The sequence below is a fragment of the Brevibacterium sp. 2SA genome (assembly GCF_005502845.1).
Taxonomy (GTDB): Bacteria; Actinomycetota; Actinomycetes; order Actinomycetales; family Brevibacteriaceae; genus Brevibacterium.
The window spans coordinates 1-11,161 of the sequence record NZ_SCMW01000079.1 but is presented as its reverse complement, the minus strand read 5'-3'; the positions used below and the strand labels follow the sequence as shown (position 1 = coordinate 11,161).

8 protein-coding genes are annotated in these 11,161 nt (G+C 70.3%); 3 read left to right on the top strand and 5 right to left on the bottom strand.

What is annotated here, in order from left to right; all coding sequences use genetic code 11:
- A partial coding sequence (locus FFS20_RS16980) for an MFS transporter (RefSeq protein ID WP_137826963.1) occupies nt 1-1,346 on the top strand: 1,346 nt, incomplete at its 5' end.
- Nucleotides 1,347-1,511: 165 nt separating this feature from the next.
- On the opposite strand, the gene FFS20_RS16975 is transcribed toward FFS20_RS16980, so the two are convergent.
- From FFS20_RS16975 to FFS20_RS16955, 5 genes are all read right to left on the bottom strand, one after another.
- Nucleotides 1,512-2,147 carry a type II secretion system F family protein gene (locus FFS20_RS16975; RefSeq protein ID WP_137826962.1) on the bottom strand — a complete coding sequence of 212 codons (636 nt, stop codon included), beginning with the start codon at nt 2,145-2,147 and terminating at the stop codon, nt 1,512-1,514.
- Nucleotides 2,148-2,153: 6 nt separating this feature from the next.
- On the bottom strand, nt 2,154-2,843 hold the full coding sequence (locus FFS20_RS16970) for a type II secretion system F family protein (protein WP_137826961.1): 690 nt from the start codon (nt 2,841-2,843) through the stop codon (nt 2,154-2,156).
- Complete coding sequence (locus FFS20_RS16965) at nt 2,840-4,009, bottom strand: TadA family conjugal transfer-associated ATPase (protein WP_137826960.1); 1,170 nt, start codon at nt 4,007-4,009, stop codon at nt 2,840-2,842. Before FFS20_RS16965 ends, FFS20_RS16970 begins: the two co-directional genes overlap by 4 nt.
- Nucleotides 4,006-5,013, bottom strand: a complete 1,008-nt coding sequence (ssd, locus tag FFS20_RS16960; protein ID WP_137826959.1) for a septum site-determining protein Ssd — start codon at nt 5,011-5,013, stop codon at nt 4,006-4,008. The genes FFS20_RS16965 and ssd overlap by 4 nt, the downstream gene beginning before the upstream one ends.
- A 218-nt stretch (nt 5,014-5,231) precedes the next feature.
- The gene (locus FFS20_RS16955; protein ID WP_137826958.1) at nt 5,232-8,420 is read right to left on the bottom strand and encodes a hypothetical protein; all 3,189 of its coding nucleotides are present in this window, start codon (nt 8,418-8,420) and stop codon (nt 5,232-5,234) included.
- Nucleotides 8,421-8,709: 289 nt separating this feature from the next.
- On the opposite strand from FFS20_RS16955, the gene acs reads away from it, so the two are divergent.
- On the top strand, nt 8,710-10,644 hold the full coding sequence (gene acs / locus FFS20_RS16950) for an acetate--CoA ligase (protein WP_137826957.1): 1,935 nt from the start codon (nt 8,710-8,712) through the stop codon (nt 10,642-10,644).
- A 115-nt stretch (nt 10,645-10,759) separates the two neighbouring features.
- Nucleotides 10,760-11,161, top strand: a 402-nt coding sequence (locus FFS20_RS16945; protein ID WP_137826956.1) for a phage holin family protein, incomplete at its 3' end; no start/stop codon positions are given.

Genomic DNA, 11,161 nt, shown 5'->3' with positions numbered 1-11,161 from the left:
CTGCACCCCTGCCCGAAAATCCGCCCACCCGCGCTCCCGACCCGAAGGAAGTGCGCACCGTGCTCGCCTCCGGTTTCATGGGCACGCTGCTCGAGTACTACGACTTCATGCTCTACGCGACGGCGGCCAGCCTCGTGTTCGGGCCGCTCTTCTTCTCCGGCCTCGGACCCCAGGGAGCGCTGCTCGCGTCGTTCTCCACGCTGGCCGTCGGCTACCTCATCCGACCGCTCGGCGGAATCATCCTCGGTCACTTCGGCGACAAGATCGGACGCAAGCCGATCCTCGTCTTCACCCTTGCCCTCATCGGCGTCGCCTCGGTGGGCATCGGTCTGCTGCCGACGACCCAGGACGGCAACTACTTCGGTGTCTTCGCTCTCGTCTTCCTCCGCGTCCTCCAGGGCATCGCCGTCGGCGGTGAGATGACCGGAGCCGCCCTCATGGCCGTCGAGCACGCCCCGGAGAAGAGTCGTGCCTTCGCCGGTGCGATCGCCGTCTCCGGCGGTCCCGCGGGCACCGTGCTCGCCGCCCTCGTCGTCGCGACGACCGCGGTGCTCTCCGGCGACGACTTCCTCGTCTGGGGATGGCGCGTGCCGTTCCTCCTCAGCGCGATCCTCGTCGTCGCCGCGTTCATCATCCGCCTCAAAGTCACCGAATCGCCGCTGTTCGAGCAGCTCGAGGAGGAGAAGAAGGAGAAGCGCCTGCCGATCCTCGACGTCTTCAGCAAGCACATGAAGACGATCCTCATCGGTGTCGGCGTCTACACCTCGATGGTCTTCACCCAGCAGATCGTCACCGTCTACGGCCTGGCCCTGGCCACCCAGAACGGCGTCGAGGTCTCCGAATCGCTCTACCTCAAGGCCGGCGGTGCTCTCGGGCTGATGATCACCACGGTCCTCTTCGCCCGCCTCAGCGACCGCATCGGCACGACGAAGGTGCTGATGATGGGCGCCGTGGCCGGCGGTGTCCTCGCGATCCCCATCCTCCTCATGCTCAGCAACGGCACGGTGTGGGGCTTCGTCCTCGCGATCCTCCTCGGCAACGTCATCATCCAGGGTGCCCTCTACGGCCCGTTCGCCGCATTCATCGCCCGGCGCCTGCCGACGGCGGTGCGCTTCACGGGCACCGCGCTGGTCTACAACATCGCCTCGACCCTCGGCGGGCTCGCTCCGACCGTCGCCGCGGCCCTGGCCGTCGCCTTCGCCGGCAGCGTCCTGCCGCTGGGCTTCCTGTGGATCGTCGTCGCGCTCATCACGATCCTCTCGCTCATCGTCGCGCCGAAGTCGGGACCGACGCTCACGCAGGTCTCCCGACCGGTGACGATGGACCGCCACGGCATCAAGCGCTGAGGTCGGCACCATGTGACGAGCCCTCGCGTGCGGCGTCCCGGCATCGGGGCGCCGCACTCGGGTGTCTCGCACCGGAACGAGCGGTGCCCCCACCCAAGGCAGCCGTGCCTCCCACCCAAGGCAGCGGATCTGCCGCGCGCCTCGCCGCGGTGCCGGGCCACGGCATCAGAAGAACACCGAGGTGAGATCCGTGAGCAGGGAGATGACGACGGGCACGACGGAGAGGAGCAGGAACGCCGGCAGGATGCACACCCCGAGCGGCACGACGAGGCGCACCCCGAGTGCGGCGGCCGCTTCCTGCCGCCTGCGCCGAGAGGAGTCCCGCAGCTCCCCGGCGACGGCTTCGATGAGCGGGGCCGGTCCGACCCCGGTGCGCTCGGAGAAGACGAAGACGTCGAGGACCGGTCGCAGCCGGTCGTCCTCGGACAGATCGTCACCGCCGATCGTCTTCGCCCGCGCGATCCGCAGCAGCCCCGACCGATCGCCTGTCGCCTCGGCGGTGAGGGTGAGCGCCACGGGGATCGGCAGTCCGGCGGTGAGGCAGATCGCGACGAGGTCGAGGTCGAATGCGAGCTGTTCGTCGGCGACCGCGGTCCCCTCCCGCGCCGAGGCGGTGGCCGCGTCCCTGTCCCTCGCCGAGGCGGCCCCACCACCCGTCGGACCGGTCGCCCCAGGTCCGGAGCCGGACCCGTGCCCAGCCCGGACACCGCCGCTGAGCAGCATCTCGAGCCGTCCCGCGGGGCGGGCGGTCCACAGCAGCACGGCCGCGGCGACGAGGAGGCCGATGAGGATCGCAGCCATCGTCCCTCAGCGCTCCGCCCGCGTCATCATCCGCATCATCCACCACCGGCCCAGCGCGTAGAGGACGATGCCGCCGCCGATGCTCAGCTGCCCCGGCAGACCGGTGAGGAGAGTGAGCGGGCGGACGCCGATGAGCAGTCCGAGACCCATGCCGATGAGGGGAAGCCAGCTGAGAACCCGAACGGTCGCACGGGGTCCGGCCATCGCAATCCGCCGCTCCCGGCTCGCATCGAGGGCATCCCGCTGGGCTGCGGCGTAGCGGAGGATCATGTCGGCCGCAGGCGCTCCCGACCGCTCCGAGACCGTCCACACCGCCGCCATCCCGGTGAGCACCTCGGCGGCCGCGGCCGGCAGATCCTGACCGCGGGCGGCGATCGCCCGCCCGGGTTCCTCACCGAGCGCAATCGCCCGGGAGATCGGACGGAGGCGATCGTCCTGCCCCGCCAGTGTCGCCATCACCGCCTGCGGGGTCATCCCCACCTTGAGCAGATGCGCGCAGTTCTCCACCGCCCCGATCGCCCACAGCTGGTCGGCCTCGGCCTCCTCACGCCCGCGCCGGGCCCGCGTTCGCGGACCCGGGGAGCCGCCTCGGCGCGAGTCCGACGCGAGGAGCTGGGCCAAGCGCGCTCGCGGATCGGGTAGGGCCGCGAGCACGATTCCGGCGGCGATGAGCACGGCGACGGTGAGGACGATCATGCCGACCGCGTCTCGAGGACGGCTTCGAAGCGGGCGAGCGCACGCCGGTTGAACTCCCCCGCCGCCCGCGGGGAGGGCCGGCCCCACACCGGTTCCATCGTCATCGTCTCCCCCTCCGGCCCGGTCGGGATCGCCAGCTCGGTGAGCCCGCGGTCGGAGCCGACCCGGCGGAGGTGGACGACGAGGTCGATCGCGGTCGCGAACTGCGCATGGACGGCCTGCGGGCTCATCCCCGCGAGCGCCCCGAGCGCCGCCAGGCGACTGGGGACCGCCTCGGCGGTGTTCGCGTGGATCGTCGCGCACCCGCCTTCGTGCCCGGTGTTGAGCGCGGTGAGCATATCCCTGACCTCCGGGCCGCGGCACTCCCCGACGACGAGGCGATCCGGGCGCATCCGCAGGGCGTTGCGGACGAGATCGGTGAGCGTGACCTCGCCCCCGCCCTCGACGTTGGCCTGCCTGGCCGAGAGCTGGACGACATGGCCGTGGCCGATGATGAGCTCGCGGGAATCCTCGACGACGACGATCCGGTGGGCGGGGTCGACGAGTCCGAGGAGCGCGCCGAGGAGGACCGTCTTGCCGGTGCCGGTGCCCCCGGAGATGAGGATGTTCGCCCGCGAGCGCACCGCCTCGGCGAGCAGATCGTGCACGGCGGCCGGGATGAAGCCGTCACCGAGGAGGTCATCGACGGTGAACCCGTCTCGCCGGGGCACGCGGAAGGAGATCGTCGTGTGGTCCCCGGAGATCGGGGGGACGATCGCGTTCATCCGCACCCCGTCGGGCAGGCGGACATCGACGAACGGGCTCGAATCGTCGAGGCGGCGACCGCCGAGCGCGGCCAGGCGCACCGCGAGCGAGCGCACGTCGTCCTCGGAGCCGAGGGAGAGGTCGAGGCTGGTCGGCCCGGAACCGGTGTCGGCGAAGATCTCACGCGGCCCGTTGACGAAGACGTCGGTGGTGCCGGGCACTTCGAGCACGGCCTGGAGCGGGCCGGCGCCGGACAGCTGCGCGGAGAGGCGGGTGACGAGGTCGAGGAGCGCGGCCGAACCGAGCACCCGGCCGGTGCGCTGGACCGCCTCGGCAACAGCGGCGGTCGTCACCGGTCCGGGGTTGTCGAGCAGGGTCTTGCGGACCTCGGCGACGAGGGAGGCGTCGAGCCATTCGCTCATCCGACCCACTCCCCGAGGAGCCGATCGACGAGGCGGCCCAGGCGCGCCCCGCCGGGGATGCCCTCACCGCGGTCGACGGCGGCCGAGAGTCCGCGATCGTCGCGGATGCTGCCGGCGAGACCGAGTCCGATCGAGTCGGCGAGGAGGTCGGAGTCGAGGCCGCCGGCTCCGGTCTCCCGAACGACGAGGCGCACATCGGGGTGGGAATGGGAGAGACGTTTGGCCACCTGTGAGGCGGCGACGGCGGAGCGAACCCGGGCGGGGGCGACGAGGAGGACGTGGTGGCAGCGCCGCGTCCACTGCGGAGGAGCGTGGCGGGGCAGGTCGACGATGACGAGGTCGAAGGCCTGACCGGCGGCGGCGAGGACGTCGTCGAACACCTCCGGGGCGAGATCGAGGGTGTCATCGCGTCCCCAGGAGAGGATCGCGAGTCCGTCGTGGACGGGCAGGGCGTGACGCAGCGCCGAGGGCCGCAATTGGCCGCGAGAGGCACTGAGGTCGGCCCAGCGGGGGCCGGGCACCTGTTCGGCGCCGAGGACGAGGTCGAGTCCGCCGCCGAGCGGATCGGCGTCGACGAGGACCGTCGAGACCTCCTTCGCGGCGCGTCTGGCCAGGGCACTGGCGAGCACCGAGGCGCCCGCTCCCCCGCAGCCGGCGACGATGCCGACGGTCACCCCGGGAGTGACCGGGGGTTCGACGGCGGCGATGATCCGCTGGCTCAGCCATTCCGCGGCCGAGGGCAGCATCGCGAGCTGTTCGACACCGAGGGTCGCGGCCCGTCGCCAGGCCGATGCGGGTTCGTCTCCGTCGAGGACGACGAGGATGCGGTCAGCCCGGTCGGTCATGGGGACCTCGCGGACGTCCTCGCCGAGGAGGATGAGCGCCGCGCCCTGCCAGCCGCCGGAGTCCGGTGGCAACACCGTGAGCTCGATGCCGATGCTCTCGGCAACCCGGGCGCACTCCTCGGTGATGGCGCCGAGGTCGGTGATGAGGGCGATCTGCATGCGCTCAGCCTGCCCCCGGCGGTCCTCTCCCCGCCAGGGTCGGGCGTGGGCCTGTGGACAGAGCGGAGAAGGGGCGGCCCCTGTGCATCTGAGTCACAGGAGCCGCCCCTTCGGCGACATTGCGCGCATCACCGCTGGTGACGGCGCTGAACGTGGACAGCCCGGGCGGGATTGACCCGCGCTGTGTGCTGGGCCTGTCCACAGGCCCAGCACACGAGTCAGCCGCGCTGGATGCCCTCGATGTTGCGCAGCAGGCCCTCCTTGCCGTCGGAATCGCGGACGGTGAACGTCGTTCCGCGGTCCTCGAGCGCGAGGAACCATTCGCCGGGGTAGATCGTGAAGACCGGCAGACCGGTCTTCTCGTCGACGGCCTCCCGCGGCTCGGGCACGGCGAACCAGAAAGCCTGGATGACTCCCCGCTCGCCCTCGTCCCCGCCGCTGCGGTCGCCCGCGGCAGCCGCATCGGTCGACACCGAGTCAGCAGACGACGAACCCGGGTCGGCCGCAGACGCACCGGTGTGGGAGTCCCTGTCGGAGTCCTCCCGGTAGTTCGCCATCGGGACGTACTGCGTCGGTTCGTCCGAGTCGGGCGGAGTGGTCCGCTCGCTGTCGGCGGCACCGTCGCGGTCGCTCGGGGCGGCCGAGCGGGTGGTGTCCGTGCGGGCAGTGTCCGCCCCGGCATCCGCGCGGGCAGTGTCGGTGCGCGCAGTGTCGGTGCGCGCGGTGTCCGTGCGGTCGCCACCGGATGCGGCGCCGTCCCGGACGGCGGCCGCGTCGAATCGCGCAGTCGCGTCATCATCCCGGGAGGCATCGGCGTCTGAACCAGCGGACGAGCCGGAAGTTGCCGCCCCTGCAGCCGCGGAGCCGCCCGCAGCTGCGGTCGTCGCACCGGCAGCACCCGTCGAGGAACTCGAGGAGTCCGGCGACCGGCGGTCGTCGGCGACATCGGTCCCGGTCGGGTCGGCGCCGGGCGCCTCATCGATCTGTCCGTCAGCGGTGACGACGGTCGCCTCCGTCGTGCGGATGTTCGTCTCCTCGCCGTCCGGGGTCGCCGTCTCGTCGACGACGGTCGTCTCGGTGCTCTCCTCGGTCACACCGCCGGGGCCACCGACGAAGATCCCCATCGGTCCGGGACCCGGTTCGTCGTCGCCGGTCGCCGTCGATGAGGCCACCGTGTTGCCGTCGGCGTACCGGGCCGCTGCGGTCGTCTCGGAATCAGCGGAGGTCCGGTCCCCTGCGGATTCGTAGCTCGTGGCCGTCGCCGACCTCTCCGCATCCGTCTGCCCGGCTCCGGCGGAATCGCCTGCCGCCTCGGTGGCGGTCGTGGCCGACTCTCCTGTCGCCGAGGCGGTCGTGGCCGAGTCCGCATCGGGTGCGGCGTGGCGTCCGCGGCGACGTTCGGACACCGAGGTGATCCGCTCCGAGCCGGCATCCGCCGAGTCGTCGTTCGTCACGGCCTTGCTGATCGCGACGGTGTCATCGGGTCCGCGCTCAGCGGACCGATCCGGGGCAGCGCCGCCGGAGGCAACACCGTCAGAGGTTCCGGCTCCTGACGCAGCCCGGTCGGCTGAGGCACTGTCTGCACCGGCGCGGTCTCGGGTCGAAGCGTCGCCGGAATTCGCCGAGGCGGTTCCGACGGCCGCACCGGCAGCCCCGGCTGCGACGGCCGCACCTGCGGCGACACCGGCATTGTCAGAGCGACGGCGGTCACCCAGGCCGGAATCACGGCGGTCATCCTGGCCACCATCGGTTCCGGCGACCCCGGCACCGGTCGGATCATCGCCGACGAGAGGTTCGTCCGAGACGACGGTCTCCGATTCCCACGACTCCTCCTCGCGCTGCGCGCCAAACCCGAAGGTCTGGGTCGGCTCGCTCTGCGAATGCTGGGGGTCACGCGGATGCTGAGCGCCGAGGTAGGTCTGTCCCGACCCGGTGCTCTGCACCGACTGCTCCTCGGAGCCGGCAGCCGGCGGGGCGAAGGACGAATCCGACCGACCCGTGGAACCGCTGTAGTCCGACGACGGGTAGGAGTGACGCCCTGCGTGTCCCTGCTCATCGCCTGTGGGCTGGCCGGAATATCCCGGCTGTCCGGAGGCACCGTCCCCCTGTCCCTGTGCCGCGGGATCCGCGGTGAACTGCTGCTGGCCTTGGGCGCCGAATGAGCCCGGCGCCGACTGGCTGTCGAACTGACCCGACTGGCCGCCGGCCCGATCCTGGCCCTGTCCACCGAACTGATCCTGCGCACCGAACTGGCCCTGCGGTCCCGCCTGGCCCTGTGAGCCCCAGCCGGGTGCGCCAGCCTGAGCGCCGGGCACATTGGCCTGGGGAGCCGGGTGCTGGGCCCGCTTGCCCACCGGGCGCGCCTTGGGGTGCGCCTGGACGTTCTCGCGGGAGTCGAACTCCTTGCCGAAGAACGGAAGCATCGTGAAGACCCCGGCGAAGAACGCCACGAGGGCGGCGAAGAACGCGAGGTAGGCACCGACGTGCCAGTACGGCACCGAGGTGACGAGATCGACGAAGGCGTACGTGAACGCGACGGCGGCGAGCACGGAGATGAACTGGTCGAGGCCGAGCGACCCGACCCGCATGCCGCCGTTGCCGAGCTTGTTGACGAGCACCGCCGCGACGATGAGGAGGATCGCGAGCACATTGAAGACGAGAGTGCCCATCGCATCGATGTTCCACGACCACAGCGGCAGCGGGATGAACTCGAACCTCTTGAACGGGACGAAGAGAACGATGAGAGCGAGCAGTCCCGCGAAGAGCAGGAAGAGATCACGCAGCGTCAGCGGGCCGATGAGGCCGGGACCTGAGCGCCGTGGTCGCTGCTGCCCGGGCGCTCCCTGCCCGAACTGGGCCGGACCCGAGCCGTACTGCGACGGTCCGGAGCCGTACTGCCCTGGCCCCGAGCCGTACTGGGTGGGACCGGAACCGTATTGCGCAGGACCAGACCCGTACTGGGAGGGACCCGATCCGTACTGCCCCGGCTGAGCACCGGGCTGGCCGCCGGCGGGCGGCCCGTACGCCGACGGACCGGAACCGTACTGGCCCGAACCGTACTGGGCAGATCCGGGCTGACCCGATCCGGGCTGGGCAGTTCCGGGCTGGCCGGGACCGTACTGGCCCGACTGGCCGCCCTGTTGGTCCGCACCGTACTGGCCGGGACCGTACTGTCCGTGGCTCGAATCGTACTGGCCCGGCTGGCCGGGCTGACCGCCCTGCCCGGACCCGTACTGTCCGGGGCCCGCGCCGTACTGTCCGGCGCCCGCGGACTGACCGCCGAACTGCTGACCGCCGTAGGCTCCCGCCTGTCCCGCAGGCGGCTGATTGTTCGGCCCTGCATTCGGCGCGTTCTGGTCATGCCACGGCGGCACTCCCTGGCCGTTGGGGTATTGCGGCGAACTCATCGCGGGCTCCAGTCGATCGGGGAACAATGTCATGTCTGCAGCGTTCATCACCGCAGACCTAGGGCCATCCTTGCAGACCTCGGCCCTCATGTGCAGTCATTCGACACCGACAGTCCCCTTGTCCGCCCATCGGCGACCGGGCGAACCCGGTGAGTCCTAGCACAGCAGGGTGCCGATGACTACCCCCGACTGACGCTGTTCAGCGCCTGAACGGCGGTGACCGCGCCACCTGAGCCGGGTATACAGTGCAGAGAGAATCTTCGTTCCATCAAAGAAGCCGGAGGGAATCATGACCGACAGCACCGAGGCGACCGAAACCTTCGCCCCGCCCGAGGAGTTCGCGGCCGCAGCCAACGTCAAGGCAGACGCCTATGAGCGCGGTTCCGAGGACTTCGAAGCGTTCTGGGCGGAGCAGTCGCGTGACCTCGTCGACTGGCAGCAGGACTTCACCGAGGTGCTCGACTGGTCGAATCCGCCCTTCGCGAAGTGGTTCGCCGACGGCAAGCTCAACGTCGCCTACAACGCGCTCGACCGTCATGTGCTCGCCGGCAACGGCGATCGCGTCGCCATCAAGTTCGAAGGCGAGCCCGGCGATTCCCGTGAGTACACGTACGCCGAGCTCCTCGCCGAGGTGTCGAAGGCGGCAAACACGCTCACCGAGCTCGGCGTCAAGGCCGGCGACCGCGTGGCGATCTACCTGCCGATGATCCCCGAGGCGGTCATCGCGATGCTCGCGTCGGCCCGCCTCGGCGCCGCTCACTCCGTCGTCTTCGGCGGCTTCTCCGCCGATGCGCTGCGCTCGCGGATCATCGACGCCGAGGCGCGCGTCGTCATCACCGCCGACGGCAGCTACCGTCGAGGGAAGGAGACGAGCCTCAAACCCGCCGTCGACGAGGCCCTCTCGACGGGCGACACCCCGGTCGAATCCGTGCTCGTCGTCCGCCGCACCGGCCAGGACGTCGACTTCACCGAGGGCCGCGACCTGTGGTGGCACGACACCGTGGAGAAGGCGAGCCCCGAGCACGAGGCGGAGTTCTTCGACGCGGAGAACCCGCTGTTCATCCTCTACACCTCGGGCACGACGGGCAAGCCCAAGGGCATCCTCCACACCTCGGGCGGATACCTCACCCAGGTGCTCTACACGATGAAGTCCGTCTTCGATGCGAAGCCGGAGACCGATGTCTTCTGGTGCACCGCCGATGTCGGGTGGATCACCGGACACTCCTACGTCGCGTACGGCCCGCTGGCCATGGGCATGACCCAGGTCATCTACGAAGGCACCCCCGACACCCCTGATCAGGGTCGCTGGTGGGAGATCGTCGAGAAGAACAAGGTGACGACCCTCTACGCCGCACCGACGGCGATCCGCACGTTCATGAAGTGGGGCGAGGACATCCCCGCGAAGTACGACCTGTCGAGCCTGCGCCTGCTCGGCAGCGTCGGTGAGCCGATCAACCCCGAGGCCTGGCGCTGGTACAACCGGGTGATCGGCGGGGGCCGCTGCCCGATCGTCGACACGTGGTGGCAGACGGAGACCGGCGCCCACATGATCGCCCCCCTGCCCGGCGTGCTCGCGACGAAACCGGGCTCGGCTGAGCGTCCGATCCCCGGCATCGCCGTCGACGTCGTCGACGACACCGGCGAGAACCCGGCCGGACCCGAAGGCGGCCTCCTCGTCATCCGTCAGCCGTGGCCGTCGATGCTGCGCGGCATCTGGAAGGACCCCGAGCGCTTCAAGGAGACCTACTGGTCGCGGTTCCCCGACACGTACTTCGCCGGTGACGGGGCGCGCCGCGACGAAGACGGGGACATCTGGTTCCTCGGCCGCGTCGATGACGTCATGAACGTCTCCGGTCATCGGCTCTCGACCGCGGAGATCGAGTCCGCGCTCGTCGCCCATCCCTCCGTCGCCGAGGCGGCGGTCGTCGGTGCCGCCGACGACACGACCGGGCAGGCCGTCATCGCGTTCGTCATCACTGTCGGCGGAGTCGAGGACAGCCCGGAGACCGCCGAGGAGCTGCGTCAGTTCGTCGGCAAGGAGATCGGACCGATCGCCAAGCCCAAGCAGGTGCACATCGTCTCCGAGCTGCCGAAGACCCGGTCGGGCAAGATCATGCGGCGCCTGCTCAAGGATGTCGCCGAGAACCGTGAGGTCGGGGACGCCACGACCCTCGCCGATTCCTCGGTGATGAAGCTCATCGAGGAAACGGTGGGGAAGTCCTGACCCGACGGCGCGTTCGGCGCGAGCCGAATTCAGTCCGCAGCGTCTTTGGCGAGCACGAACGTTGAGACTACTCTTAAGGAAGATTGTCACACCGTTCACGTCGTTAGGAGCACTCATGGCCGAGAGGTCGATCAGCGAACTGATCAAGGACATCGGCGACGATTCCAAGGCGATCGCCGAGGAGGAGCTCGCCCTGGCGAAGGCCGAGGCCACTGCCGGTGCGAAGAATCTGGGCATCGGTTCGGCCCTGGCCATCGTCGCCCTGTTCTTCCTGTTCCTGTCATCGTTCATGGTGATCTTCGCCGGAGCTGCGGCGTTCCGTGAGGGACTCGGATGGCCGTGGTGGGGAAGCTTCCTCATGATCTTCGGCATCCTCGCGGTGCTCGCAATCATCCTTGTGCTCATCGCGGTGCCGATCCTTAAGAAGGGCAACCCGGTGCCCGGCGGGGCGATCGCCTCGGCGCAGGCGCTCTTCGCCGCCGTCAAGCGGGCGCTGAAGAACCCCTCCGGTCCCCGC

What these genes read in the sequence shown, in the direction of transcription:
- ssd (WP_137826959.1), bottom strand. Translation starts at nt 5,013, where the DNA reads ATGCAGATCGCCCTCATCACCGACCTCGGCGCCATCACCGAGGAGTGC.
- acs (WP_137826957.1), top strand. Translation starts at nt 8,710, where the DNA reads ATGACCGACAGCACCGAGGCGACCGAAACCTTCGCCCCGCCCGAGGAG.
- FFS20_RS16955 (WP_137826958.1), bottom strand. Translation starts at nt 8,420, where the DNA reads ATGAGTTCGCCGCAATACCCCAACGGCCAGGGAGTGCCGCCGTGGCAT.
- FFS20_RS16965 (WP_137826960.1), bottom strand. Translation starts at nt 4,009, where the DNA reads ATGAGCGAATGGCTCGACGCCTCCCTCGTCGCCGAGGTCCGCAAGACC.
- FFS20_RS16970 (WP_137826961.1), bottom strand. Translation starts at nt 2,843, where the DNA reads ATGATCGTCCTCACCGTCGCCGTGCTCATCGCCGCCGGAATCGTGCTC.
- FFS20_RS16975 (WP_137826962.1), bottom strand. Translation starts at nt 2,147, where the DNA reads ATGGCTGCGATCCTCATCGGCCTCCTCGTCGCCGCGGCCGTGCTGCTG.